30 protein-coding genes are annotated in these 25,666 nt (G+C 61.4%); 13 read left to right on the top strand and 17 right to left on the bottom strand.

Features of this window, described 5'->3' with window-relative positions; genetic code table 11:
• Window positions 1-260: 260 nt before the first annotated feature.
• The 4 genes from hcnC to PseAD21_RS24855 all read right to left on the bottom strand — a co-directional run bounded on the left by hcnC (window position 261) and on the right by PseAD21_RS24855 (window position 4,009).
• Window positions 261-1,520, bottom strand: coding sequence for a cyanide-forming glycine dehydrogenase subunit HcnC (gene hcnC, locus PseAD21_RS24840; protein WP_102358433.1), 1,260 nt, complete (start codon window positions 1,518-1,520; stop codon window positions 261-263).
• Window positions 1,513-2,922 carry a cyanide-forming glycine dehydrogenase subunit HcnB gene (gene hcnB, locus PseAD21_RS24845; protein ID WP_102358434.1) on the bottom strand — a complete coding sequence of 470 codons (1,410 nt, stop codon included), beginning with the start codon at window positions 2,920-2,922 and terminating at the stop codon, window positions 1,513-1,515. Before hcnB ends, hcnC begins: the two co-directional genes overlap by 8 nt.
• On the bottom strand, window positions 2,919-3,233 hold the full coding sequence (locus tag PseAD21_RS24850; RefSeq protein WP_102358468.1) for a (2Fe-2S)-binding protein: 315 nt from the start codon (window positions 3,231-3,233) through the stop codon (window positions 2,919-2,921). The genes hcnB and PseAD21_RS24850 overlap by 4 nt, the downstream gene beginning before the upstream one ends.
• Before the next feature lie 236 nt (window positions 3,234-3,469).
• Window positions 3,470-4,009: a hypothetical protein gene (locus PseAD21_RS24855; protein ID WP_102358435.1), complete on the bottom strand. Its 540-nt coding sequence runs from the start codon at window positions 4,007-4,009 to the stop codon at window positions 3,470-3,472.
• Window positions 4,010-4,039: 30 nt separating this feature from the next.
• On the opposite strand from PseAD21_RS24855, the gene PseAD21_RS29695 reads away from it, so the two are divergent.
• On the top strand, window positions 4,040-4,213 hold the full coding sequence (locus tag PseAD21_RS29695) for a hypothetical protein (RefSeq protein ID WP_158242609.1): 174 nt from the start codon (window positions 4,040-4,042) through the stop codon (window positions 4,211-4,213).
• Window positions 4,214-4,237: 24 nt separating this feature from the next.
• Here PseAD21_RS29695 and PseAD21_RS24860 read toward each other — a convergent pair whose 3' ends face one another.
• Together PseAD21_RS24860 and PseAD21_RS24865 are read right to left on the bottom strand one after the other, a co-directional pair.
• Window positions 4,238-5,179 (bottom strand): hypothetical protein, encoded by a 942-nt coding sequence (locus PseAD21_RS24860; RefSeq protein ID WP_102358436.1) that lies wholly within the window; start codon window positions 5,177-5,179, stop codon window positions 4,238-4,240.
• A 192-nt stretch (window positions 5,180-5,371) separates the two neighbouring features.
• Complete coding sequence (locus PseAD21_RS24865; protein WP_102358437.1) at window positions 5,372-5,707, bottom strand: hypothetical protein; 336 nt, start codon at window positions 5,705-5,707, stop codon at window positions 5,372-5,374.
• A 165-nt stretch (window positions 5,708-5,872) separates the two neighbouring features.
• Here PseAD21_RS24865 and PseAD21_RS24870 point away from each other — a divergent pair, with 165 nt between their 5' ends.
• A complete protein-coding gene (locus tag PseAD21_RS24870; protein ID WP_102358438.1) occupies window positions 5,873-6,556 on the top strand; it encodes a response regulator transcription factor in 684 nt (227 codons plus the stop codon).
• Window positions 6,534-7,928 (top strand): HAMP domain-containing sensor histidine kinase, encoded by a 1,395-nt coding sequence (locus PseAD21_RS24875; protein ID WP_102358439.1) that lies wholly within the window; start codon window positions 6,534-6,536, stop codon window positions 7,926-7,928. The genes PseAD21_RS24870 and PseAD21_RS24875 overlap by 23 nt, the downstream gene beginning before the upstream one ends.
• Before the next feature lie 138 nt (window positions 7,929-8,066).
• Here PseAD21_RS24875 and PseAD21_RS24880 read toward each other — a convergent pair whose 3' ends face one another.
• Together PseAD21_RS24880 and PseAD21_RS24885 are read right to left on the bottom strand one after the other, a co-directional pair.
• Entirely contained in the window at window positions 8,067-8,477 is a 411-nt protein-coding gene (locus PseAD21_RS24880) for an SRPBCC family protein (RefSeq protein WP_102358440.1), read from the bottom strand.
• A 30-nt stretch (window positions 8,478-8,507) separates the two neighbouring features.
• Window positions 8,508-9,305 carry an SDR family NAD(P)-dependent oxidoreductase gene (locus PseAD21_RS24885; protein ID WP_102358441.1) on the bottom strand — a complete coding sequence of 266 codons (798 nt, stop codon included), beginning with the start codon at window positions 9,303-9,305 and terminating at the stop codon, window positions 8,508-8,510.
• Window positions 9,306-9,684: 379 nt separating this feature from the next.
• Between PseAD21_RS24885 and PseAD21_RS24890 the strand changes: the two genes are divergently transcribed.
• Entirely contained in the window at window positions 9,685-10,344 is a 660-nt protein-coding gene (locus PseAD21_RS24890) for an isoprenylcysteine carboxylmethyltransferase family protein (RefSeq protein ID WP_102358442.1), read from the top strand.
• A 193-nt stretch (window positions 10,345-10,537) separates the two neighbouring features.
• Here the strand turns inward: PseAD21_RS24890 and PseAD21_RS24895 are convergent, their stop codons facing one another.
• Both PseAD21_RS24895 and PseAD21_RS24900 read right to left on the bottom strand, forming a co-directional pair.
• The gene (locus PseAD21_RS24895) at window positions 10,538-11,206 is read right to left on the bottom strand and encodes an HAD-IA family hydrolase (protein ID WP_102358443.1); all 669 of its coding nucleotides are present in this window, start codon (window positions 11,204-11,206) and stop codon (window positions 10,538-10,540) included.
• Window positions 11,207-11,284: 78 nt separating this feature from the next.
• Window positions 11,285-11,698: a response regulator gene (locus PseAD21_RS24900; protein WP_102358444.1), complete on the bottom strand. Its 414-nt coding sequence runs from the start codon at window positions 11,696-11,698 to the stop codon at window positions 11,285-11,287.
• 199 nt (window positions 11,699-11,897) lie between these two features.
• Here PseAD21_RS24900 and PseAD21_RS24905 point away from each other — a divergent pair, with 199 nt between their 5' ends.
• A complete protein-coding gene (locus tag PseAD21_RS24905) occupies window positions 11,898-12,839 on the top strand; it encodes a class I SAM-dependent methyltransferase (RefSeq protein ID WP_102358445.1) in 942 nt (313 codons plus the stop codon).
• 125 nt (window positions 12,840-12,964) lie between these two features.
• Here PseAD21_RS24905 and PseAD21_RS24910 read toward each other — a convergent pair whose 3' ends face one another.
• Entirely contained in the window at window positions 12,965-13,744 is a 780-nt protein-coding gene (locus PseAD21_RS24910) for a helix-turn-helix transcriptional regulator (RefSeq protein WP_102358446.1), read from the bottom strand.
• A gap of 111 nt (window positions 13,745-13,855) precedes the next feature.
• Here PseAD21_RS24910 and PseAD21_RS24915 point away from each other — a divergent pair, with 111 nt between their 5' ends.
• Window positions 13,856-14,971: a polyamine ABC transporter substrate-binding protein gene (locus PseAD21_RS24915; RefSeq protein ID WP_102358447.1), complete on the top strand. Its 1,116-nt coding sequence runs from the start codon at window positions 13,856-13,858 to the stop codon at window positions 14,969-14,971.
• A 63-nt stretch (window positions 14,972-15,034) separates the two neighbouring features.
• Window positions 15,035-16,153 carry a P1 family peptidase gene (locus PseAD21_RS24920; protein ID WP_102358448.1) on the top strand — a complete coding sequence of 373 codons (1,119 nt, stop codon included), beginning with the start codon at window positions 15,035-15,037 and terminating at the stop codon, window positions 16,151-16,153.
• Window positions 16,154-16,200: 47 nt separating this feature from the next.
• Here PseAD21_RS24920 and PseAD21_RS24925 read toward each other — a convergent pair whose 3' ends face one another.
• Entirely contained in the window at window positions 16,201-16,848 is a 648-nt protein-coding gene (locus tag PseAD21_RS24925; protein ID WP_102358449.1) for an NAD(P)H-dependent oxidoreductase, read from the bottom strand.
• A gap of 86 nt (window positions 16,849-16,934) precedes the next feature.
• Here PseAD21_RS24925 and PseAD21_RS24930 point away from each other — a divergent pair, with 86 nt between their 5' ends.
• A complete protein-coding gene (locus PseAD21_RS24930; protein WP_102358450.1) occupies window positions 16,935-17,573 on the top strand; it encodes a TetR/AcrR family transcriptional regulator in 639 nt (212 codons plus the stop codon).
• A 192-nt stretch (window positions 17,574-17,765) separates the two neighbouring features.
• Here PseAD21_RS24930 and PseAD21_RS24935 read toward each other — a convergent pair whose 3' ends face one another.
• Entirely contained in the window at window positions 17,766-18,452 is a 687-nt protein-coding gene (locus PseAD21_RS24935) for a GNAT family N-acetyltransferase (protein WP_102358451.1), read from the bottom strand.
• A gap of 324 nt (window positions 18,453-18,776) precedes the next feature.
• Here PseAD21_RS24935 and PseAD21_RS24945 point away from each other — a divergent pair, with 324 nt between their 5' ends.
• The 3 genes from PseAD21_RS24945 (at window position 18,777) to PseAD21_RS24955 (ending at window position 20,363) form a co-directional block, all read left to right on the top strand.
• Entirely contained in the window at window positions 18,777-19,652 is an 876-nt protein-coding gene (locus tag PseAD21_RS24945; RefSeq protein WP_146011316.1) for a hypothetical protein, read from the top strand.
• Between the two features lie 133 nt (window positions 19,653-19,785).
• Window positions 19,786-20,109, top strand: coding sequence for a YXWGXW repeat-containing protein (locus PseAD21_RS24950; protein ID WP_102358454.1), 324 nt, complete (start codon window positions 19,786-19,788; stop codon window positions 20,107-20,109).
• Window positions 20,110-20,150: 41 nt separating this feature from the next.
• Entirely contained in the window at window positions 20,151-20,363 is a 213-nt protein-coding gene (locus PseAD21_RS24955) for a YXWGXW repeat-containing protein (protein WP_102358455.1), read from the top strand.
• Between the two features lie 15 nt (window positions 20,364-20,378).
• Here PseAD21_RS24955 and PseAD21_RS24960 read toward each other — a convergent pair whose 3' ends face one another.
• From PseAD21_RS24960 to PseAD21_RS24970, 3 genes are all read right to left on the bottom strand, one after another.
• Window positions 20,379-20,939 carry a YceI family protein gene (locus tag PseAD21_RS24960; RefSeq protein WP_102358456.1) on the bottom strand — a complete coding sequence of 187 codons (561 nt, stop codon included), beginning with the start codon at window positions 20,937-20,939 and terminating at the stop codon, window positions 20,379-20,381.
• A 92-nt stretch (window positions 20,940-21,031) separates the two neighbouring features.
• Window positions 21,032-22,027, bottom strand: coding sequence for an acyltransferase (locus PseAD21_RS24965; RefSeq protein ID WP_102358457.1), 996 nt, complete (start codon window positions 22,025-22,027; stop codon window positions 21,032-21,034).
• 163 nt (window positions 22,028-22,190) lie between these two features.
• Window positions 22,191-23,549 (bottom strand): MATE family efflux transporter, encoded by a 1,359-nt coding sequence (locus PseAD21_RS24970; protein ID WP_102358458.1) that lies wholly within the window; start codon window positions 23,547-23,549, stop codon window positions 22,191-22,193.
• A gap of 126 nt (window positions 23,550-23,675) precedes the next feature.
• Between PseAD21_RS24970 and PseAD21_RS24975 the strand changes: the two genes are divergently transcribed.
• Together PseAD21_RS24975 and PseAD21_RS24980 are read left to right on the top strand one after the other, a co-directional pair.
• Window positions 23,676-24,245 carry a chorismate mutase gene (locus tag PseAD21_RS24975; RefSeq protein WP_102358459.1) on the top strand — a complete coding sequence of 190 codons (570 nt, stop codon included), beginning with the start codon at window positions 23,676-23,678 and terminating at the stop codon, window positions 24,243-24,245.
• 124 nt (window positions 24,246-24,369) lie between these two features.
• Window positions 24,370-24,771: a hypothetical protein gene (locus tag PseAD21_RS24980; protein ID WP_102358460.1), complete on the top strand. Its 402-nt coding sequence runs from the start codon at window positions 24,370-24,372 to the stop codon at window positions 24,769-24,771.
• 117 nt (window positions 24,772-24,888) lie between these two features.
• Here the strand turns inward: PseAD21_RS24980 and PseAD21_RS24985 are convergent, their stop codons facing one another.
• Window positions 24,889-25,584, bottom strand: a complete 696-nt coding sequence (locus PseAD21_RS24985) for a hypothetical protein (RefSeq protein WP_102358461.1) — start codon at window positions 25,582-25,584, stop codon at window positions 24,889-24,891.
• Between the last annotated feature and the right edge of the window lie 82 nt (window positions 25,585-25,666).

A 25,666-nucleotide genomic window follows, 5' to 3' on the forward strand; every position in this document is an offset into this window, starting at 1 on the left:
CCGAACACCACATAACCAATGTGGGAGTGAGCCTGCTCGCGAATGCGTCAGGTCAGACGACGCGATGTTGATTGTGCCGGCCTCTTCGCGAGCAAGCCCGCTCCCACAGGGGTTGGTGTCGTGCGCAAATGATCGGTATGACATTGATCAATGCAGGAGCGAGCCTGCTCGCGAAGGCGCTGTGTCAGACAACGCAGCTGCAACCGACAGAGTGCATTCGCGAGCAAGCCCGCTCCCACGGGGAGGGTGTTGGACTTAGGTCAGGCCAGTTCCAGCTCGCGCTCTTGCTTCACCGGTGTGACCTCAAAGCGATCCGCCAGAAACGGCGTGATATCCAGTGGCAGCGCTTCGTAGTTGACCAGTTTGTCCAGCAGCACCCCGGTAATCGCCGAGGTCAGGATGCCGGTGCGAAAGTGCCCGCAGGCATTCAGATAACCCTCCACCCCACGCATTGGCCCGAGAATTGGCAGTTCATCCGGCGAGCCCGGACGCAGGCCGGCCCAGGTGCGCTTGAGATTGACGTCCTTGAGCTCCGGCAGACAGCGCACCGCGCCCTGCACCAGTCCGGCGATTTCCGGATAGGTAGTCGTGACGTCGAAGCCCTTGTCTTCGGTGGTGCTGCCGATCAGGATCTCGCCGTTGTCCTTCTGCGCCACGTAACAATCGCTGGTGGTCAGGCAGCCGTTGAGGATCTTCGGCATGCGTTCGGTCAGCAGGATCTGGCCCTTGACCGGTTTCACCGGAATGCGTACGCCGGTGGCCCACTCGCTCAAGTCTGCTGCCCAGGCACCGGCGGCGTTGATCAAGGTCTTGCAGTGGAACACGCCCTCCTCGGCCGTCTGCACGCCGGTCACACGGCTGCCGTGGTGCAGCACGCCGGTGACGTTGGTGTTGACGTAAATGTCCACGCCATTCTGCCGCGCGCCTTCCATGTAGGCATCGGCGAGGCGGAACGGGCTGACCTGGTGATCGCAGAGAAACTCCAGCGCACCACGGGCCTCGTGGCTGACGCTCGGTTCAGCCTCGCGCAGCGCCGCCTGATCAAGCCAGCGCACCTGATCAGCGAGGTGCGGAATGCAGCCGACGATGTGCTCGGCGTAGAGCCGGTCTTCATCGTCATAGATGACAAATTTCAGCCCGGTCTTTTCGAACTTGAAATCCATCCCGTGGTTGTCTTTCAGCTCACGGTGCAACGCCGGGTACAGCGCGTTGGACTGCAAGGCGAAATCGAAGAACGACTCCGGCAGAATGTGCGGCGTGCTGGCGTCCACCGCCACCGCCGCGCCCTGGGTTTCGCGCTTGCGGCTGGCCGACATCATGCGGAAGAAAATCACCCCGCAGCCCAGCCCCACCGACTCGCCGATGGCCCACAAGCCACCGGCCGAAGCGCGGGTCGCGTTGCCTGGGCGCTTGGCGTCGATCAGCGCGACCTTGAGGCCTTGGCGCTTGGACAATTGATAGGCGCAGGACGCCCCGATCACGCCGCCGCCGGCAATGATCACGTCATAGAACTTACTCATGGGAAGCGGCCTCCGTGCCGACGGACTGGAACGCGGAAAAAGGAATCGGATCGATCGGGAAACGCGGCCGCAACCAGCCAACGTCCTTGCGGCCGGTGGCCTGGCGCAGGCGATCGCTGCAGTAACCGACGCACATCCGCCCCTGACAATCACCCATGCTCACCCGGGTGCGCATCTTCAGGCTGGCGATGTCTTGCACGCCCTGCTCCAGCGCCAGATCGATGTCGGCGCGAGTGGCGTGTTCGCAACGGCAGATCACTGTGTCAGCGGCCGGCAGCGCAGTCTGGCCGACCCCGCGTTCGGTGTAGCGATCCACCGCCGCCCGAAAGCGCACGATGGCTTTCAGTTTGCTCAAGAAGCGGTCGCGCCGCACCCGCGCCAGCTCTTCTTCGATAATCTCGCGCTGGAGCAGGATCGAGGTCGCGGCGATCTTGCCCGCGAGCATCGCCGCTTCACCGCCGCGAATCCCGCCCATGTCGCCGGCCAGGTGCACGTGCGGCTCGTTGCTTTGCTGCCAGTCGTTCGAATTGGCGCGCAGGTAACCGTCGTCACTGAAACCGTGATCCAGGCCCATTTGCTGACTGAGTTGAGTGCGCGGAATGAAACCGTAGCCGACGGCCAGGGTCTGGGCTTCGAAACGTTCGATGCGCGTCAGATCCGGCTCCCAGGTGGCCGAGTACGGTGCCACCGTGACGCTTTTCAGCTCTGCGTCGCCGTGCGCTTCGACCACGCCCCAGCCGTAGTTCATCGGGATGCCGTGCAGTTTCAGGTAAGCGAGCATGCTCAGGCCATCGAGGAACAGCTGCGGTTTGTTCAGCAGCGCCAGGCTTTCGCGGGCGATCTTGCCGAACGCGCAGGCTTCATACACGCCCGCAACCTTGACGCCGGACGCGTGCAACTGGGTCGCCACCAGTGGCAGCAACGGCCCGGTGCCCGCGATGATCACCGGCCCCCGCGGCTTGACCACGCCACTTTTGATTTGCAGTTGCAGGCCGCCGAGCATGATCACCCCCGGCAGTGTCCAGCCGGGGAACGGCACGCTGCGTTCATGACAACCAGCGGCCAGCAGCAGCTGCGGGTAATGGATTTCGTGCAGTTGCTCGTCGCCATCCAGCACTACCAGTGCGCGAGTGCCTTCGGCACCGACCACGCGATGGTTCAGGCGTACGTCGATCAGCCCGGCCTGCTCCTGGAAATCACCGTGCAGTTTGCCCAGTGCCTCGGAATAACGTGGCCCCAGATAATCCAATTGCACACCGTCGCGCAACGGCCCGCGATAGACCACACCGCCCAGGCGTGAAGCTTCTTCGAGCAACGTGCAACGCACCCCGTGGCGCGCCAGTTCGATGGCCGCCGCCATCCCCGCCGGCCCACCACCGACGATCACCGGTTGCTGGCTCATACGACCTCCTGCGCGACAACGCGATTGACCTGGGTTTCGATCTGCATGCCGTCACGCACGACGGTCTGGCAGGCACGGCGCTTGTGGCGGCCGTTGATTTTCACCAGGCAGCACTGGCACACGCCCATGCCGCAGTAGGCACCGCTGATCTGGTCATGATCATTGCGCGCGATCTGGCGTACGCCGAGGGACTGGATAACGCTGAGGACGGTTTCGCCGATGGCGGCAGTCACCGCTTGGCCGTTGATGTGGACGGTCATATCCGCCTGGGTCAGGGGCTGGATATCGAAAGTTCTTTCTAGGCAGTGCATTGCAATCATCCGTGAAGGTTCGGTTGAGGTGGTGTCAGCTCCTTGCTGCACTACACCGTGTCGACTTTTATTGCTTTGATTGGGGCGTCGGCGCGGATACTTCGTCAGCGCAACAAGATGCGCGTGAAGCACTGTAGTTCATACCTCAGCAAAGGCCTGGATCATTTACGTTAGGCGAAGTTGCCAGACGAAATATTGATCCAGGCCAGTGAAAGCAGTTGGATTGTTCAACGATCTCAGTTGGAGAAGACGAACTGCCCTTTGATCTTTTTCGAGCCCATGAAGCCGAGGTCGGGAAACAGCAGGTTTTTCACCCAGGCCACAAAAAACACCATGGCCAATGTCGTCACTACGCCGATAATCACCGCCACCGGGTCTTCGGCGTAATCTTTGAACAGCCGTGGCACCTGGCTGATCGAAAGCAGCATGTAGACGGTGTAAGTCTGCGCCGAGTTGCGGTAGAAGCCCCAGGCGAACAGCAGCGGCACACCGCCGGCGAGCAATCCCAGGACGATGGCAAAACCGCTGCTGATGGTCAGCCCCAGCAAAAAGCCGCCGACCAACCCGATCAATGCCTGCACGTAGACCAGCCCGAGCAGTACCTTGATCTTGCCGGCATGACGCTCAAGCAATTGCGGATCCGGATGGGAGCCAATCCAGTAGGCCAGCACCTTGTCCTTGACCGCGCCACCGGACAGCGCCTGGAAGGTCTCGGTTTTCGAGCGCCCGGCCTCCAGCATCTGCACCACCTGACGTTTGATTTCCTTCTTGTCCAACGTACTTTTCCTTAAATAGAGGGTCGCGGTATGAAGCGCTACGCTTCAGCCGCCGATTCTCGCCTTGTTGGATGCCAGAAAGCAAAAAGCCGCTTCCACCGTGAAATGAAAGCGGCCGAGGCATTCGCCTCAGAGGGATCAGTGTACGAACAGGGCGATCAGGATGATGATCGGGATCGGCACGCCGAGGAAAAACAGCAGTAATGAGCGCATGGTGATTCTCCTTGCTTAACGAACGGGTGGCAGCGTGGTGGTAGTGGCGTAGGTCTCGACTTCAACGTACTCGACCGCATCCCGGCGACGACCGCCGAAGGTCGCGGCGAGGCTGGCGAAGAACGCACCGGCCAGCAGCGCGATGAACATCCACAGCGAAGTCCAGGCAGCGACTTTGGCGGCGGTGTCGGCAGCCTGTTGGGCTTTGACTTTGGCGTCGGCGATGGCTTTCTGGGTACGGGCGTAGACTTCGTCGACACGACGCTCGGCATCGGCCTGACTCAGGTTGGTCCGTTGTGCGACCAGTTGCGCCAGGTAGGTACGGTCTTCAGGGCTGAGTTGGCCGTTGGCCAGGCTCTGGGCGAAGATCCGGGTCACGGCGCCATGGGCAGCGTCATCGCTGACGGATGCCGGACGATCATCGCGAAACAGGCTGTCGACAAAGTAACCGTACTGGTCACTGCTGGTGTTCGCGGCAGCAGAACCGGCCGCTTGAGTCGCGGCAGCTGCGGCACCACCGGCCACACTGGCACCGGCCTGCACACCGCCACTGATGACACTGCTGACCGAGCCGACCACCAGAACGGCGGTCACCAGCGTGGCGACACACCAGGCGAGAAAGCCATGGGCAGTATCACGGAAATACACTTCATCACCGTGCATGTTGGCCCACTTCACCCGCAGACGACCGGCGATGTAGCCACCCAGACCCGACGCGATGATTTGCGTTGCCGCCAGCCAGACAATCGTTGAAATCCCCAGGCTCTTGGCGCTGACGCCCTCCCCGGCCCAGGGTGAAACGGCAGAGAATCCCAAACCGAAGCCGAGCAGCACCAAAATCATCGACAGTGCTGCGGCCGCCGCCGCGCCCGCGAAAATCGCGCCCCAGGACACGCCTGACACGTTGCTCGACTCTCCTTCGAAGGCAGGATAAAACCCATCAGAGGATCTATTCATTGTTGTAGTGCTCCAGGCATGAAAAATGGTGTTACAACTCGTCAACGGATGAATTGCAGCGACCGTGCCATTTGCCAACTTTAAATAAATCGTTAAATTTCAACAGGTTAAAAAGACTGAACTTCTCCACTCATTGCAATTTGCAACAATGCACTGAAAGCAGCGGGTTTTATGCATTGGCACAAAGCGCAGTCATTTGCGCTTGTAGCTTTTGTTTCCGCTTGGCGTCAGGCAGTACACCCCGCCACGCGGCCCGGTGCAGAACGAGCCGCTACCGCAGGTGCAGCCATCATCACTTTGCAGAAACTGCTGTGGACGCGCCTGCCCCTTGATCCCGAACATCGCCGCACAACTTTTCTTCGAGCCACTGATGGAGCCGTCATTGCACAAAAACAGATCGCCGTCGCAGCGATCGATACCGCCCTTTTTCCCGGAACACGGCGTGTTGGCGGCCAGGGTTGCAGTGCTCAGCAGCATCAGCAACAAACCGGTGATCGGCATCCAGCCGGGGCGAATCGAAGTACGCACGGAACCACTCCTGTCGGAAATTATGGCTAGATGATATCAACGCTCTCGGAAATAATTCCGCAGCCTTGGCAAATCGCAGCTAAAACATGAAAGTTAATTTAAAGCGTCACGGAAAATACTTGGCAAAATGCTGCCATTCCGTTTGAACCGATCAAGGCCTGCTCTATGACTCGTATTTTGACCATCGAAGACGATGCCGTGACTGCCCGTGAAATCGTTGCCGAACTCAGCAGCCATGGCCTGGAAGTGGATTGGGTCGACAATGGCCGCGAAGGCCTGGACCGTGCCGTCAGCGGCAACTACGACCTGATCACCCTCGACCGCATGCTGCCGGAACTCGATGGACTGGCCATCGTCACCACCCTGCGCACCATGGGCGTGGCCACGCCGATTCTGATGATCAGCGCCCTCTCCGATGTCGATGAACGCGTGCGCGGCCTGCGCGCCGGCGGTGATGATTACCTGACCAAGCCGTTCGCCACCGACGAGATGGCCGCGCGCGTGGAAGTGCTGCTGCGCCGGCAGAACAGCGTCGCCACACAGGCCACCACCCTGCAGGTCGCCGACCTCGAGCTGGATTTGATCAGCCACGAAGCGCGCCGCGCCGAGCAGGTGCTGACGCTGCTGCCGACCGAATACAAGCTGCTGGAATTCCTCATGCGCAACAGTGGACAGATCCTGTCGCGAATGATGATTTTCGAAGAAGTCTGGGGTTATCACTTCGACCCGGGCACCAACCTGATCGACGTACACATCGGTCGTTTGCGCAAGAAGATCGACGCGGTGGGCAATGTCCCGTTGATTCGCACGGTACGGGGCTCGGGTTATGTCATTGCCGAACCCGTCTGACGGCTGGCGCTCTTCCAGCAGTCGTCTGCTGGCGCTGTACAGTTCGCTGTTCGTGGCGTGGAGCGCGATCCTCATGGGGGTCATGTATTTCGAGGTTTCCGGTTACCTCGACAACCTCGCCAAGCATTCGCTGATGCAACGCCAGCATCTGTTTTCGCACTTTCGCGGAGAGCAACTGGAAGAAGCGCTCGCCGCCAGCATGACCTTCGACATCCGTGGCATCGACGCCTATGGCCTGTTCGACGCCCAGGGCGTGTACCTCGGTGGCGCCTTGCAGCAACTGCCCGAAGGCCTGCCGCTGGACGGCAAGATCCACACGCTGGATGACTGCGCCGACTCCGACGACCCGACCCTGCCCGCCGACAGCTGCGACGCCGTGGCGACCCAGACCCGTGACGGTCGCTGGCTGGTGTTGCTGCGCGACAACGGTTCGCTGTTCGCGGTGACGCGGATCATTCTGCATGCGTTGTTCTGGGGCGTGTCGCTGACGATTCTGCCGGGGATTGCCGGTTGGCATCTACTGCGCCGCCGACCGATGCGCCGCATCCGCGCGATTCAGGACAGCGCCCAGGCGATCGTCGCCGGTGACCTGACCCACCGCTTGCCGCTGTCCAACCGCCGCGATGAACTGGACATGCTCGCCGCCATCGTCAACGCGATGCTCGATCGCATCGAACGCCTGATGCATGAAGTCAAAGGTGTGTGCGACAACATCGCGCATGACTTGCGCACGCCGCTGACGCGTTTGCGGGCGCAGTTGTATCGCATGCAGCAGCAGGCTGGCGAAGGCTCGCAGGAAGCAGCGCAACTGGATCTGGTGCTGGCCGAGGCGGACACGCTGATGGCGCGGTTTCGCGGATTGCTGCGGATTTCCGAGCTGGAAGACCGTCAGCGCCGCTCAGGTTTTATCGAGCTTGATCCGGTGAAATTGCTCGAAGAACTGCATGAGTTTTACCTGCCGCTGGCCGAGGAAGGCGAACTGCTGTTCGTGCTGAACATGCCGGAAACCCTGCCACCCTTGAATGGTGACCGGGCGCTGCTGTTCGAAGCGCTGGCGAATCTGTTGAGCAACTCGATCAAGTTCACCCCGGTCGGCGGCACGGTGATTCTGCGCGGTGTGAATGACGGCGGGCATACGCGGATCGAGGTCCACGATTCCGGACCGGGGATTCCCGAAGCCGAGCGCGAAGCGGTGTTCCAGCGTTTTTATCGGGCCGAGGGCGGGCAGCCGCAAAGCGGCTTTGGCCTGGGCTTGTCAATTGTCGCGGCGATTGTCAGCCTGCATGGCTTCACGCTTGAGGTGGGCAGCAGTGAGTTGGGGGGCGCGAAGCTGGTGCTGGATTGTCGGCAGAGTTTGATCGCCAATACCTGACAGGACATGCCCCCCCTGTGGGAGTGGGCTTGCTCACGAATGCGTCGGATCAGTCGACATCTCCTTTGGATGACACACCGCATTCGCGAGCAAGTCGAATCGTCGCACCGCCGCTCACATAGGGGGATCTTTGTCACATCACGCGGGGTAGTTCGCCCGCAGTGCCTCAAGACCACCCTGGTAGATGCCATTGAACAGCGCCACCACTTCCTCATCGCTCACGCCTTTGGCGGTAAAGCGACCCGACCACGTCACCCGCGCGCCCTGCCCGTGGGCTTCGACCTTGATCGTCGCCAGGTAATCGGTGGCCGGAAACGGCGCCTGTTCGATCGAATAGCTATAGGTCCTGGCGGCGTTGTCGAAGGCTTGCAGTCGTTCAATCACCACCGCGCCATCGGCGGTTTGCAGGGTGCGCACGCGCCCGCCTTCGCTCAGTTCACTGTTGGGAATGAACGGCAGCCAGTCCGGCAGCGTGTTGAAGCCGCCAATTAATTGCCAGACCTGATCGGCCGAAGCCGGGATGTCGATCGTTGCTGATGCAGTTGCCATAAATAAACGTGTCTCCAGAGTATTCGGGGTTCAGATCGCCATACTGTCGACGACGCCGCCATCCACGCGCAAGGCCGCACCCGTGGTGGCCGAAGAAAACGGCGACGCGATGTACGTGACCAGATGCGCCACCTCGGCGACGTCGGCCACACGCTGGATGATTGATGTCGGGCGAGCCCTGCGCACAAAGGCGTCGGCTTCTTCGCGCAGGTTACGACCGGACTCGGCCGCGGCGTCCTTGAGCATGTGTTCCACTCCACCGGTAAAGGTCGGCCCCGGCAGGATCGCATTGACCGTCACACCCGTGCCAGCCAGACGTTTGGCCAAGCCATGGGACACCGCTAGGTTGGCGCTTTTGGTCACGCCGTAATTGAGCATGTCGGCCGGCGTCGCCACACCGGACTCCGACGACAGGAAAATCACCCGTCCCCAGCCCTGCTCGACCATCGCCGGCACGTAATGCCGCGACAGGCGCACGCCGGAAATCACGTTGACCTCGTAGAAGCGTGTCCACTCGCTGTCTGGCGTGTCGAAGAAATCCACCGCGTCGAAGATCCCGAGGTTGTTCACCAGAATGTCCGCACGCGGTTCGGCGGCGAACAGTTTTTCTGCGCCTTCGGCGGTGCCCAGATCAGCCGTCAGACCGCGCAACTGTGCACCCGGCACCCTCTGCCGAATGCTCGCCAGCGCCTGTTCAACCTTGGCCGTGTCCCGACCGATCACCGCAACGGTGGCGCCGGCTTCGGCCAGCGACTGGCTGATGCCCAGACCAATGCCACCCGTGCTGCCACTGACGATGGCCAGTTTTCCACTCAAATCGATTTTCATGGGTTCACCTCTTCGATTGGCAATACACGGACAAATAGAAGGAATGGATCAGCGTAGACGCGATATTGGCTGGGTGAACACGTTGCCGACCGACGACCGGCGTTGCTGAGGTCCTTTGGCAAAAGGCATGTCCGGTCGCGATTGATACGACGCCGTCGTCGGAACGCCGCCCGGAGCATGCCCGCTCCCACAGGGGATCGTCGGCGGGACGGCGATCTTGGGGCTGGCCAAGCTCAAGGCGGGAGTGGGCTTGCTCACGAAGGGGCCGGTACATCCAGCATTAATCCTGACTGACTCGACGCCCTCGCGAGGATGCCCGCTCCCACAGGTTCAGCGGCGTTCTACACTGAATGGGTCAGCTGCCTGTTAAGAGATCACCATGAAAATGTCTGCGCAAATGATCGTGGTCGCGGTGCTCGCCACCCTCGCCTACCTGGGGCTTGCGGTGTGGGGCATTGGCGGGCCGGCGGTGTTCTTTGCCCACGGGGCGCTGGTGGTGATTGCGCTGGCAACCGTGTTGATGGTGGTGGCGTCGCTGTTCACCGATGTCAACATGAGTTCCGGCGAGCGCGAAGACCGCGCCAATCGCTGGGTGATTCCGGCGTTCGCGGTGATCGGGGTGGTCAGCGGGTTTCTGCCGGCGTATTGCGACCGCCTCGACTTCTGGACCTTCGGCGGTGAAGGGGTGCGCTGGCTCGGCGCGCTGCTGTTTATCGTCGGCGGCGCGCTGCGCCTGTGGCCGGTGTTTGTGCTGGGCCGACGTTTCAGCGGGCTGGTGGCGATTCAACCGGGGCATCGCCTGGTCACTGACGGCATTTACACGCGCCTGCGCAACCCAAGCTATCTGGGGCTGGTGGTCAACGCGATGGGCTGGGCGCTGGCGTTTCGCTCCAGCGTCGGGTTGATACTGGCGGCACTGACGCTGATCCCGCTGATCGCCCGCATCCACTCGGAAGAGGCGCTGCTGCGCGGGCAATTTGGCGCTGAGTACGATGCTTATTGCGCGCGCAGTTGGCGGTTGTTGCCGGGGGTTTACTGACGCCATCGCCAGCAGACTGGCTGGCTGGCTGGCTGGCTCCTGCAGTGTTTGATTGTGAACACCGTTTCGCGGACCCACATAGATCCAGTGTGGGAGCGGGCTTGCTCGCGAATGCGGTCGGTCAGTTACAAGAGGTGTCGACTGGTCCTCCGCTTTCGCGAGCAAGCCCGCTCCCACAATGAATCGCGTTGTTTCAGGTTATTTGCAGGTGCAGTTGGCCTTTGCCGTCAACGGTGATGCTGAGCGACTCGTAACTGTCGAGGGTCGCATGCGTGGTTTCGAGGGGATGCTGGTGCGTGGTGGTGATGATCATCAGCGCCGCCCCCGCCGCTTCAGCGGCCTGGATGCCAACGGTGGCGTCTTCGAAAATCAGGCAGTCGCGAGGCGCAAGCCCAAGGCGTTGCGCCGCCAGACGATAACCCGCCGGATCAGGCTTGCCAGCCGTTACATCTTCGGCAGTGATCATCACCGCAGGCTCGGGGATCCCCGCTGCCGCCATGCGCCGCAACGCCAGATCCCGTGGCGCCGACGTCACCATGGCCCAGCGCTCGGCAGGCAGGCTGTCGAGAAACGCCGCAGCGCCGGGAATCTGCACAATCCCTTCCACGTCGTCGATTTCCGCCTGAGCGATGAACGCCGCTTGCGCCTCGGCGTCCACCCCCGGCAGGTTCAGGCGGCGGATGGTATCGATGGCGCGCACGCCGTGAATGGTCAGCAAAAACGTCTCGACATCAACCCCGTGGCGTTCAGCCCACGCGGCCCAGACCCGCTCGGCAGCGGCAATGGAGTTGAGGACGGTGCCGTCCATGTCGAACAGGAACGCGCCGAACGCGCGACCAAAGAGGTTATCGTGAGCAGACAAAAGGTCGCATCCTTTGACAAGACGGGGCAGATTGGCCGGGCAATGTAGCATTTTTGCCCGACGATTCGACCCGACACCTCAGTGCAGTCGCGGGGCCTTGGACTTGAACGCGCTGTCGACGCAGTCAAGCAACTGGCCGATGGCCCAGGGCTTCTTGATGAACGCCACCGGGTGCTTGACCCCGGATGTCTCCGGGGTTTCATAACCGGACATGACCATCACCGGTTTGTCCGGCCAGCGCTCGCCGACCAGATTGGCCAGCCCGGCGCCGTTGATTTCACCGGGCATGGTGATGTCGGTCAGCAGCAAGGCCACTTCCGGCGCGTGCTCTTCCAGATACAGCTTGGCGTCATCCGCGCTGGTGCGCGGTTCGACCACAAAACCTTCCTCCTGAAGAATTTCGCAGAGAAACTCCAGAATCAACGGATCGTCCTCAACCACCAGAATCAACCCGCCAGGAAGGTGCGCGCTCGCCGTCGGTGTTGGACTCATGAACTGACACTCCCTGAATTGCATTAACGATTTAGCGGCTCGAATCCGCTGCTTATCTGGTATGAGCAGCGCGCCCTGCATAAATTCATTTTTGATACAGGTCTTTTCTTGACAGTGCTGATCGGCCTTGGGTGACCGGCGTTCGCCAGGCAGGTTTTGTGGTTAAAATGCCGGCCCTTTTACTTGCCGACCATGACTGATGAACCCTGAAGCCCTCGCCACCCTCCGCGCCCATCTGCTGCCTGCACTCGCCGCGGCACCGAGCGAAACCCGCCGCCTGTTCCATGGACGCGGACGTTGCTGGCCGGGGCTGGAACAACTGACGGTGGACTGGCTGCAAGGCGTGGTGCTGGTCTCGCTGTTCAAGGAACCGGTGCCGGAGCAGCTCGAAGCGCTCAAGCACTTGCTGCTCGACATCAGCGCCTCGACCGAATGGCAACAGTGCGGCGCGCACACTTTGCTGCTGCAACACCGTTACCTGCCGCAAAGCACCGCCGAATGGCTGCTGGGCAACGAGATCGACGAGATGAGCATCGTCGAGGGCGGCTTGCAGTACCGCGTCGACCTGGGCCGCAAACAGAACGCCGGGCTGTTTCTCGACATGCGCTTCGGACGCAACTGGGTGCGCGAGCAGGCCGCGGGCAAACGCGTACTGAACCTGTTCGCCTACACCTGCGGGTTTTCCGTGGCGGCGATCGAAGGCGGCGCCGGCCATGTGGTCAACCTCGACATGTCCCGCGCAGCCCTGAGCCGTGGCCGCGACAATCACCGGTTGAACGGGCATGACCTGAGCAAGGTGAGCTTTCTCGGCCACGACCTGTTCAAGTCCTGGGGCAAGGTGATCAACAGCGGCCCGTACGACCTGGTGATCATCGACCCGCCGTCGTTCCAGAAAGGCAGCTTTCTGCTGACCAAGGATTACCAGCGGGTGCTGCGCCGCTTGCCGGAATTACTGACAGCGAACGGCACGGTGCTGGCGTGCATGAATGATCCGTCGTTTGGCTCGGACTTTCTGATTGATGGCGTGACTCAGGAAGCGCCGAGCTTGCGCTTCGAACAACGGCTGGAGAATCCGCCTGAGTTTCCGGATGTCGATCCGCAGAGCGGCCTGAAAGCCCTGGTCTTCAAACGCCTCGACTGACACAGCGCAAATCCCCTGTAGGAGTGAGCCTGCTCGCGATAGCGTTCTGTCAGTTGATGAAAATGTTGACTGACCCACCGCTGTCGCGAGCAGGCTCACTCCTACAAGGGGGGATTTATGGTGGGTCAGGCAGTCGGGGGGCGCAGCACCAGCGCAAACAGCTCGCCATGCCCGTTTACATTGAGTTTGTGATAGAGATTGCGCCGATGGACTTTCACCGTCTCCGGTGAAATGCCCATCTGCTGGGCAATGGCCTTGCTGGAAAAGCCCTGCAGAATCAGCCGCGCAGTGTCGACTTCACGGGCGGTCAGGCGTGCATCGAAGCGGTCGAGCAAGGTCGCCAGGTCTCCCGCCACGGGTTCAGCGCCCGCCCCTTGCGGCGGCAGCAACTGCACATGGCGACGCATCGCGGCCAGCACCCAGTCGCGCGCGCACAGCAAGCGCCCCTGCTCGGTCAGGTCGAACGCCATCGAGCGCCCGAGTGACAGACCCAGTACGCCGCCCTCGACGTTGATCATGAACTGCAACTCGTCTTCGCCCACCACCGAACGGAAATAACTCTGGTAATACTCGCTGTGTAGAAACTGGTCCGGCGCCACCGAAGCCAGGCTGTGCAAGCCGTCGGCAATGCCGGTCGAGGCGGTTTGATAGAACGGATCGAGCAGGTACATCCCGGCGCTGTAGCTGGCCAGTTCCTCCTGCTCATCGGCGCGCCCCTTGCTGTCGAAATCGATCAGCAACCGCGGCGCCTGCCCCGCCTGCATCAACGCCACCAGCGCGTTGTCCAGCGGCACCAGCAGCCGCAGCGTGTCCACCAGCGCGCGCCAGAAAGCGTCCTGCCCGACCGTGGCAAACACCCGCGCCAGACCTTGATGCACCGGCAACTCCTGCAACAACGCGTCCACGCACTACCCCTTTTGAGTAACCCATGATGGGAATGGGTCAGACGTGATCGGCCCGATAGGCTGAGCACTCCCGATCATCACCGGCCTGCCGCAGGCCAGGAGTGCCGCATCATGCGTTGTCGTCGTGGCTATATCAACTTGGGCATCCACCTGAGCCTGCTCGCCTGTATCGGCGGCGTGTCCGCCGCCAGTGCCGCCGACGCACCGAGCGTGCACGTCTACAACTGGTACGACTACATCGGCCCCAACACCCTGGCTGACTTCAAGCGCGACAGTGGCATTCAACCGGTTTACGACACTTTCGACAGCGCCGAAGTGCTCGAAGGCAAACTGATGACCAGCCGCAGCGGTTACGACGTGGTGGTGGCGAGTAACTACAGCCTGCCGACGCTGATCAAGGCCGGCGCACTCGCCCCGCTGCCGCGCGATCAGTTGCCGGGCTGGAAAAATCTGGACAACGACCTGCTGAGCAAACTGGCCAACAACGACCCCGGCAATCAATACGCCGTGCCGTACCTGTGGGGCACCAACGGCATCGGCTACAACGTCGACAAGGTGCGCGCCGCCCTCGGCGACAAGGCGCCGGTGGATTCCTGGGACCTGGTGTTCAAGGAAGAGAACCTCGCCAAACTCGGCCAGTGCGGGGTGGCGATGCTCGATTCGCCGTCGGAAATGCTCCCGGTAGCCCTGCACTACCTCGGACTGCCGCCCAACAGCACCCACCCCGAGGACTACCAGAAAGCCGAAGCGCTGCTGCTCAAGCTGCGCCCGCACATCGCCTATTTCAACTCGTCGAAATTCATCAGTGACCTGTCCAACGGCAACATCTGCGTGGCCGTGGGCTGGTCCGGGGCGATGCTCGAAGCCAAGACCAATGCCGAGCAGGCGAACAACGGCGTGAAGATCGCCTACACCCTGCCCAAGGAAGGCGCACCGGTGTGGTTCGACACACTGGTGCTGCTCAAGGACGCGCCGAACCGCGTTCAGGGCCTGGCATTCATCGACTACCTGCTGCGCCCGGAAGTGATCGCGCCGGTCAGTGATCATCTGTCGTATCCAAACGGCAATCGCGCAGCAACGCCGCTGGTGGCCGAGGCCACTCGGGATAACCCGGCGGTGTATCCGTCGGCTGCGGCGATGGCCACCTTGTACACCCTTGAACCGCTGCCCAAAGCCACCGAGCGGGTGCGCACGCGGGTGTGGAGCAAGGTCAAGAACGGCCAGTAAACCCACCACCATTTCCCTTGTGGGTCGGTGAACAATCCAGCAACGTTAGAGAGACTGAATTCGATGAAACCCCGTGCCCGTGACCTCAATATCCGCATCGGCCAACTGCAACCCGGCCCGCTCAACGCCATCACCGACGTCCCCGGTGTGCGCGTCGGCCACAGCAATGTGCGTGGACGCAGCGAGGCCGGGCGCGATATCTGCACCGGCGTCACCGTGATCGAACCGCGCCGCGGCTCGACCAACCAGCAACCGTGTTTCGCCGGGGTGCATGTGCTCAACGGCAATGGCGATGCCACCGGCCTTGAGTGGATTCGCGAGGCCGGGCTGCTGACCAGCCCCATCGCCTTCACCAATACCCACAGCCTCGGCGTGGTGCGCGACGCGTTGATTGCGCTGGATCGCCAGCAGCAACCCGACGACGGGCGTCTCTACTGGAACATGCCGGTGGTGCTGGAGACATTCGACGGGCTGCTCAACGACATCAACGGTTTTCACGTCAAGCCCGAGCATGTCGCCGAGGCACTGAATTGCGCGCATGACGGTGCCGTCGAAGAAGGCGCAGTCGGTGGTGGCAGCGGCATGATCTGCCATGAATTCAAGGGCGGGATCGGCAGCGCGTCGCGCCGGTTGAGCCGCGCGCAAGGCGGCTGGACGGTGGGGGCGATTGTCCAGGCCAACCACGGCATTCGCAGCGAGTTGCGGGTCGACGGTTATCCGGTGGGCCGTTACATGGAGCAGGTGGATTCACCGTTCCTGCGCGCTGCACTGCCACACCCGGGCATGGGTTCGATCGTGGTCTGCCTGGCCACCGATGCGCCGCTGCTGCCGCATCAGTGTACGCGTCTGGCGCAACGGGCCAGCCTCGGCCTGGCGCGCAGCGGCGGCGGCAACGAAGACCACAGCGGTGACATCTTCATCGCCTTCGCCACCGGCAACGATCACGTCCCGCCTGCCGCGTATGAAGGCAAAGGTGCGCCCACCTGTGACGGTTTGCGCATGGTCAATAACGACCACATCAGCGAGCTGTTCCTGGCCGCCACCGAAGCGGTAGAAGAAGCGATCATCAATGCCCTGCTCGCCAGCGACAGCACTGAAGGCAACGGGCATGCGGTGCCGGGGCTGGACAAGGAAACCTTGCTCGCCGCACTCGCCAACGCCGGCTGGCCCGGCACCCGCTGACATTAAAGATACCCTGTGGGAGCGAGCCTGGTCGCGAAAGCGGTCTGTCAGCTGGCAATCAGTTCGACTGCACGGGTGCCTTCGCGAGCAGGCTCGCTCCCGCCCGGAACCGGGAATATCCGGACACCGATTTTATAAGCCGTTTGCAAATGCCCCTGCGGATCACTCGACTCCGACTCCAGCAGCAACGTCGAACTCTGCACCGTCGCCCCGCTGTAATCGAAAATCCCGTGCTCGATCTGCGCCTTCATCGCCGCAGCATAACCATGACGCTGAAACGCCCCGGCGTCCGCCCCGCCCAGCCCGACCAGATGCACGCGCAGGCGCTGCAGCTTTTTAATGTGCTTCTGGTCACTGCCATAATCAAACGCCCAGCCATTGCTGAACACCCGGTCGATCCAGCCCTTGAGCAGCGCCGGCATCGACCACCAGTACACCGGGAACACCAGCACCAACGCATCAGCGCGGTCGATCCGTGCGTGCTCGGCCTGCACGTCGGCGGGCGGCAGCGCTTCCCGGTGATGCACGGCGAAATCCGCTGCGCCGAACACCGGCTGGAAACCTTGCGCATACAAATCAGCGATTTCACAGGTATTGGCCGGTTCAGCCTGGGTCAGGCCCTCGGCAATCTGTGTCGCCACGCTGTGGGTCAGCGAACGCGGCTGGTGATGCGCCACAACAATCAATGCATGCATGGGAATTCTCCTGTAAGTTTGTGCTGACCAAGGGCTATGTACTCTTGGTATGTTACGAACAGTAAGTTACGTTTGGTATATTAGCGATGTCAACCACTGAAATGACCGAAGCCGATGCCCCTGCCCAACCGCGCCGTCGTCTGTCGCGCGAAGATCGCAATCGCCAGTTGCTCGACGTCGCCTGGCAGATCATCCGTGCCGAAGGCACCGATGCGCTGACGCTGGGTTATCTGGCGGACAAGGCTGGCGTGACCAAACCGGTGGTCTACGACCACTTCACCACGCGCTCGGGCCTGCTCGTGGCGCTGTACCGGGATTTCGACACGCGCCAGACGGCGGTGATGGACGCGGCCATCGACAATTGCCCACCGACACTGATCGACACCGCGACGGTGATCGCCACCGCGTATGTCGATTGCGTGCTGTTGCAGGGCAATGAGATTCCGGGAGTGATTGCGGCGTTGGGTAGCACGCCGGAGCTGGAGAAGATCAAGCGCGATTACGAGGTGATCTTCCTCGAAAAGTGTCGCCGAGTGCTGCAACCGCTTGCTGCTGGTGGCGAAATCACCCAAGCCGGTTTGCGCGCCATGCTTGGCGCCGCCGAGGCACTGTCGAATGCCGCCGCCAGCAGTGAAATCAGCGCGGATCAGGCCAGGGAAGAGTTGTTCGCTACGCTCATCGCGATGGTCGAAAGAGCTGCCGCCCGCGCGACTAGCGGTACTTGAGTCGGCCCCCGCGCATTCCCATGATGAAGATACGCAGTCGCTTCACTCCTGAGCGTCTGCGTAGGGAACGGGTGCTCTGAACCCCAAATCAAGCCCGTTCCTTGTTTCATGCGCAGCTTGAGCCTCGTGGGCTCTACTTCTCCCCATCAAAGAGCCTTGAGGCTCTTTTTTTGTCTGTTTTTTGCGTCAGACTCAGTGCAGCGTCAAACGCTGGCGCACGAATTCGTCAGTGTGACGGGTGACCTGATCCAGATGCCGGTCGCGCTGTTTTTCAGCATCGAGCATCGCGCGCTTGCCGTTTTTCTGCAGCAGGTAGGTGTGAATCTGTTGCACTTCCAGCGAGCGATAGATCGGCGTGGTGTCGATAAAACCGCGCAAGCCGTTGCTGCGGTAATGCCGGGTGCTCATCAGCACCTGAGTCTCACGCGCGCCGATCACCTCGAAACCCAGCGCCTCGAAGTACGGCACTTTGCCGACACTGCAGGTCAGCTCGGCATGCGGATAACGGCTGACCATCTCGCCGATCATCGCCCGCGCCACACCCTGGCGCCGATACCCTTCGCGCACGGCCATGTAGGCGACGCTGCAAGCCTCCCAATCGCCCTGCACCGGCAGGTACAAGAGGAACCCGATGACCAGCTCCGGGTCGTCCTCGGCCGTCGCGACCAGCAACTCCACCTCGGTACCCTTCTCGCCGTTCAGCGCTTCCAGATACAGATGCACCTCATAGCCAACCGCGTACTGATAGACGTTGTACAGCAGGTTGCTCGGGCCGAGGCCGACCGCGCTGATGTCGGTCAGATAGTCGACCACCAGTTGCAGAATCTGGCTGTTGACGCTTTCAGGGCATGGGGATTTGTAGTGGGTGATGCGTGGCATGACAGCTGAACTCCGGCGGCAAAGACATGTTGCCAGCGGTCGGGCTGCCGGCGAACCGCGACATCATACCGTGCCCGGCCCGGCCAGGGCCTAAAGTTCCCGGATCCAGCGCCGATGCAGCGGCTTCCAGCGTCTGGCATCACCAAAGATCAGGTCATGTTCTATCCCCGCGAAGCCGCAAGAGACCACCTAGATAACCGTATCGTCATGATGACCGTCGCCGGCCGTGGCGTGTTTGCAGATTGCGAACTACAACAAGATGAGAGGGATACGTCCGCTGCTGCTATCACAGGGTGACGCTGACCAGGATGCTCGGAGCATGAAATGAAAACACGACGTCGATTTTCGTTGGCAGCCTTACCGTTCCTTGCAGCGCCTGTGTGTTCCGCCGCCGACGGCCCCACGTTCAATGCGCCATACATGGATGTCCCTACCGCAGAGCTCCTGCAGAAGCAGTTTGCGATTCCTGCTCATCTGATCCCGCTGTATCAGATAGGCGGACACTTCTACACCGTTTCTTACATCGCCGAGCTGGCAGGTGTCGAACGCAGCAGAGCCGACAGGTTGACGTGCTTTTCTCAGGCGCCGGACGCGATAAGCACTTACAACGCCATTCCGGTCTCGATCAAAAATACCTTCTACGACCGAACCTGGCGGCACCAGATCGTCAATTCACTGCATTCATTGCATGGCGGCGACAGCCAGGCCGTCGCTGCCAGACGGTCCAACCTGCAAAGACTGGTGGCTGCCTCGTATGCGAAGGGCACAACGTCGGACTGGAAAACCGGCTTCCTGATCCATGCGCTCGGCGACAGCTATGCACATGTCTACGGACCGTTTGAAGCACCCCATGCCTACCCCGAGGCCTACGGGCATCTCTTCGCGTTATTCCAGAGCCCGGATGACGTTTATGCCGGCGAGAACTACCGAGCGTTCGATGTTTACATCCACGCCCTGTTCGACACGCTCAAAGATGCGCAACACGCCGGGGAACGCAGCAAAGTCGATGATCTCGCCTCGATCATCAAAAGCAATGCCGGACGGGGTAATAAACAAGACTACCGACTCATTTCTCTGATGATCAGCCTGACACATGCGCCAATTTCGGAAAGTGATTGCACCCGCATCAATGCCGAACTGAACGAAGCGGATGTCCGCACATTCCTGGCCGAACTGACCCGTGAACTGAAAGCCCCCTAGCGCTCGACGGGCCCTCCAGACACCTGCCCGACTCTGAAGAAAATTTCATCTCTTGCAGACCGGATCTTTTGCCGATTTGGCGTCCAATTCTTCAACTGCGTTGTCTTTTTCACGCAGGCCTTGAGGAGTTGTCATGAGCGTTTTGCGTTCCCTGTTCAAATGGCGAAAGACCTTGCTGCTGGTGCCGATGACGCTGGCGGCGCTGGCCAGTGCACCGGTGTTCGCCCAGCAGGTGGTGATCGTCCAGCAAGCCCCACCGCCAATGCGCATGGAAGTGATGCCCGGGCCGCGTCACGGTTATGTCTGGGACCAGGGCCATTGGCGTTGGGAAGGACGTGGTTACGTGTGGATGCCCGGTCACTGGCAACCGGTGCGCTACGGCGCGCACTGGCGACCGGGGCATTGGCAGGCGCGCGGGCCGAACTGGTTCTGGGTTGAAGGGCACTGGGTGCGCTGAAACCTCGTCAACCTGAGCCTCTCAACTATAAGGAACACCCCATGTCCAGAAGCATTAAAACCTTGATCGCCGCGTCGCTGGTGGCCATCACCTTGTCCGGCTGTATCGTCGAACCGGCCCGTCCGCACCGACCACCGCCGCCGGTGGAAGTCGTGCCGGTCATGCCTGCGCCGGGCTATCACTGGGTCGCCGGTCATTACCGCTGGGGCGGCCATGAATGGCGCTGGGTGCCGGGACACTGGCGGGCCTACTGATCCGGTTGGCTGGCGTCACTGCTGTGGCGCCACCACCTTGAATTTGATGGCAATGTCGTTGGACACCACCGTGTCCGCCCACTCTCCCGCTCCGAGCCCGAACTCGCTCCTTTTGAGGACCAGTTCGCCGTCGAAAATACCGATCGCGCTTTCCGGTTTCAGCTCGACCGGCACCTGCACTGCACGAGTGATGCCTTTGACGGTGAGCTGGCCGGCGATCAGATAGTGGTTGTCCGCCACCCGGGTAAACCGGCTGGATTCGAACACAGCCACGGGAAAGCGCCGGGTATCGAACCACGCCGGCTTCACCAGCTCCGTATTGGCGTCCTCGCTGCCGGCGTCAATGCTGTTGAGGTCGATGTGCAATGTGGTGTGAGCGCCGGCGAGGTTGTCGCTGTCGAACTGCAGCGTCGCGTCGAACTTGCCGAAGGTGCCGTACATCAGCGAGCCCATCTGGTTGTAGGTAAAGCTGATCTGGCTGGCGGTGGTATTGACGCGGTTGTATTCAGCGGCCTGCGCCGCGCTCATGACGTACAGGCAGGCAAACAGTGCCACAGCGGTGAATCGAGCACGCATGGGATTCTCCGGACAGGGCAAACCTTCGAGGCCTCGACTGACTTAAGCAAACAACCGGCGGATGCGCCATGTCATCTGTCTGCCGGTGCGCCTCATGCGGTCGTCTCGACGCCTTGGATTTGCACGCGCTGGCGCGGCCCGCGACGCAGGCGATGGCGCAGTGCCAACGCCGGGCGCTCGACGCAGTAATAGGAAACCCCGCTCAGCGCAAAGGCCAGCACCAGCACCGCCACGACGATGTGCGCGTCGTAGGGCACCGGCCAGAAGCCGCGCAAAAAGTACATCACCACAAAGTGATTGAGGAACACACCGTAGCTGATATTGCCGAGGAACTCGTCAACCCGGTGATACTTGAGTCGGGTCAGCAGGTACACCGCCGCAATGCCCAATGCGATACCCAGGCTCACCTCCGCGTTGAATGGACGACGTTCGATGACTCCCGTCATAATCGCCACGAACAGCAATCCCGCCACCAGCGCCGTGCCGACCGCGATGGCCAGGCCTTTGGCCCGCGGCCGGTACAGATAGCTGCCGCACAGGAAGATAAACAGCACCCCCGGCAGCAACCGGTAACCGTAGATATCGGTATTGAGATAGCCCAGACACGCCAGCATGAAAATGCCAACCGACAGCACAAACGCAGCGCCCCGCGCCTTGAAGATCAGCAGGAACGGGATCACCAGGTAGAAACACAGCTCCAGCCCCAGCGACCAGGCCGGAGGTAGGATTTCAGTCCCCGCCACTCCGAACATGTAGAAGCCGAGCGGCAGCATGAGCACGCTGCTGACGATGGTCTTCAGCGTCAACTCCGCCGCCTGGGGCGTGCCGGGCAGCAGGAAGTGGATCACCGCACAAGAGACGACGAAGTAGAACAGGAACTGCGGAAACAGCCGCAAGGCCCGGTCCACATAGAACCGGCCGATTTCCCCGGGCGCGTTGTAGTTGCGTTCGATGAGCGAGGTCATGACAAAACCGCTGATGATCAGGAACGAGATGACGGCCACCACCCCCGGGTTGAGTCCTGCGACCGTCTTGCCCATATGAGAAACGGCGACCAGAACCGCCAGCAACAGACGAAAAGCTCCCATCGATACCCTCAAGCGTCCTTATCGTTATGGCGGCTAAGCTACGACGCTTTGCACGACAATGCCAGCGGCACAAAAAAGGGCCGCCCCACCGGGCCGCCCTCTCTCGATCCTCCAGTGGGAGCAAGCCTGCTCGCAAAGAGGTCGGCCCTGCTCGCGGGGTCCTTCAGACCAGACGCTCGATCTTCTGATGCTGCCAGACCAGTTTGTAATACAGGGTCTGCAACACCAGCATGCCCAGATACGCCACCGGGAACCCCATCCACACGCCTTGCAAGCCGTACTGCCCATCCAGCCAGTAAGCCGCCGGCAGTTGCACGCCAACCACACAGACAATCGCAATCGCCACCGGCACCAGCACCGTGCCGCTGGCGCGCATGATGCCGCCGATGATCGCCTGAAAGCCGAACACCAACAGGCTCCAGAGCATGATGTGCAGCAAGTGCTCCGCCATCACCCGGGTCGAGTCTTCAGTCAGGAACAGCCCCAGCAACCAGTGCGACAACAGGTAACCGAGCACGATCAAACCGCCGGTGAGGCACACGTTGATCAACAGCCCGGTGCGCAGGATCGGCGTCATGTGTTCCAGGCGTCCGGCACCGATGGCCTGCGCGCCGAGGATCGACGCAGTGATCGCAATCGACAGCGCCGGGAACTGCACGTAGTTGACGATCTGCGTCACCGCGCCATAGGCCGCCGTCGCCTGCGAACCGTGCTGGTTGACCAGCGCCAGAATCACCAGCTCCGAGAGTGACAACACGATCATCTGCACCCCGGTCGGCAGGCCGATGCGCAGCACCTTGCCGAGAATCACCCCGTCCAGCCGCAGTGCAGCAAAGAACTCGCGGTCCGGCGCCAGCGGATGGCGCTTGCGAATCAACCGCCACGCCAGCCACGCCATCGCGCACAGGTTACCGGCCAGACCGGCGAACGCCGCGCTCTGGATCCCCAGTTGGGGCAGACCGAACCAGCCGCGAATCAACGCCGGGGTCAGCGCCAGCCCGACGCACGTTGACACCATCAACGCCAACAACGGCGACACGGTATCGCTGACCCCGCGCAGCAATTGCGTGAACAGCACAAACACCAGCATCGACGGCAGAATCCACATCATCACGTGCGCATAGGCCACTGCATCGTCCAGCACATCCGCCGGCGTGCCCAACCCCTGCAAAGCCTGCCGCGCGAACACACTGCCGAGCACCGCCGCCGCCAGCCCGATCAACACGCCCAGCAACAACGTCGCCCCGGCAATCGCCTTGACCATGTGCGCCTCGCGCGCGCCCCACGCCTGGCCGATCAACACCCCGGCGCCCGCACCCAGCCCGATCACCAGCGCGATAAAGAAAAAGATGATCGGAAACATCCCCGACACCGCCGCCAGCGCCTGCGTACCGAGCATCTGCCCGATGTAAATGCTGTTGACCGTGCCTGACATCGACTGCAGAAAGTTGGACAGCACCATCGGTGCGAGGAACAGCAGGTAGGTTTGCCAGAGGGGTTTGGCGGCGGTCGGGGTTTGCATTGAGGATCCGTCTCGGGGTGGGAGATGCGAGGGATATTACGCTAGATGGGCGGGTTAAAGTCGGTCGACATCGAGTCCGCTCAAGGCTTAAATGGCGACACTCTTATCCGTGGATTGCGCCTGCCCATGACCCCTTTGCGAAATGTTCTGAGCTGTTCCCTGCTGGTTGTTTTCAGCCACATGACTCACGCCGCCGAAGCCCTCACTCCCGCCGAATCGCTGCGCCCCTTGCTGACGACCCTGAACCAACGTCTGAACATCGGCGACCTCGTGGCCTTGACCAAATGGGACAGCGGCAAGCCGATTCAGGACAGCCCGCGCGAGGCGCAGGTCATCGCCAACGCCCGAACGCTGGCCAGCGAACGCAAGCTCGATCCCGAAGACGTGGCGCAGTTGATTGCCGCGCAAATGGAAGCGAACAAACTGGTGCAATACGGACTGCTGACGCAATGGCAGACGGCAGGTCGCGCGCCGGACACGCCGCGACCGGATCTGGCGCAACAGATTCGCCCGCAACTGGACCAATTGCAGAGCCGTCTGCTGCGCCAATACGCCGACTTCGTGCCTTATCGTCGTGACCCTGATTGTCCGGTCTGGCTGGCCAGGGCGCGTCAGGGTCTGACCCACGATGCATTGCACGATCTGGCCCTGACCCGCGCCACCGGGGAGCTGTGCATTCGGGCGGCGGGCCTCTGAATCGCGGGTTCCGGCACACATCGCTGGCGTCGATAGTCACCATCACGCCAATGAAGTTCTCATAGAAAATCCGCGGCGTAACATTGGCTCCAGACCAACCAACTACACCCCGGAGCACACGATCATGAAACGCCAAACCATCCTCGGCATCGCTTTCTCGGTTCTCGCAGTCAACGCTTTTGCAGCAACGCCCGCTCACACCCTGGTCGCTGAAGGCGGCTCGGACAAGTTGATTGAAAGCCGTCTGGCTGAAGGTGGTTCTGATCGTTTGCTGGAACGTCGTGTTGCCGAAGGTGGTTCTGATCGCCTGCAGGAACGTCGTGTTGCCGAAGGTGGTTCTGATCGCCTGCAGGAACGCCGTGTTGCCGAAGGTGGTTCGGATCGTCTGCTGGAACGCCGTGTTGCCGAAGGTGGCTCGGATCGACTGCTGGAACGTCGCGTTGCCGAAGGTGGCTCGGATCGACTGCTGGAACGCCGTGTTGCCGAAGGTGGCTCGGATCGCCTGATCGAAAGTCGCAACGCCTGAACGAATGGTTCTCCCGCATTAAAGAAGCCCGGCCTGATCAGCCGGGCTTTTTTCATGATGCATGAATCCGCTGGGGAGTCCTCAGGGTTGATACTGAACGCTGGATTTTCCGTGCCTTCACTGCTTCAAATCATCGACCAGTTTATTCATCACCAGGTCGGATACATGGGTAAATGCCTTGCGCAAGGCCTCGGGATCGGTGGCGTATTGCTCGGGTGTATAGGCGATAGTGTTGGCGTCATTGAACACTGAGATGGTTTCGAAATTACGCCACACCGCCGAACCATTGCGTTTGATGGACGCATTGGCGCCGACAACGGGATACAGCACGGTACTGTAGTTCTTCAGGCAAAGACCCCACTGCATCACGAGGATCTCCACCTCGGCGTCAGCCTGCTCGCCCTCACCCACGACGGTGAACATGCGCTCCTGCTGGATGCGGCTGACGAAGCTCTGCCGGATCAGCTGACTGAGGTCGATACCGTTGGCTTTCATGTTGTTCTGAATCGCTCGGAAAATGTCCCCGGTCGCCACATCGCCAACTTTTGTCCCGGCCACTGAGCCCGCGCCGGTCAGCGCCGCTGTCCCGCCGGACGACGCACCGGACGCCATCCCGGTTGCCGCGCCAGCGCCAGCACCGAGCCCTGCACCCCATGCCTGCGTCATGCTGGTGTACTGGAAGTTGTCGACCGCCACAAACACCGGAAGCACCTTCAGGGTTTTGATTTGGTGCCGGTCTTCAGTGCTCAGGCTTTTGGTCACGCAACCCGACAGCAACGCCAGGGCACAAACAAGAGTGACGAACTTTTTCATATCAGACGGGATCCAGAACTTGGGAGAAAGGCATATCGCCCTCCACCGGCATTTCTTGAGTCCCGCGAGGCCTCGCGGGTGC

Origin of the sequence: Pseudomonas sp. AD21 (assembly GCF_002878485.1) — a bacterium.
In the GTDB taxonomy this organism is placed as follows: domain Bacteria; phylum Pseudomonadota; class Gammaproteobacteria; order Pseudomonadales; family Pseudomonadaceae; genus Aquipseudomonas.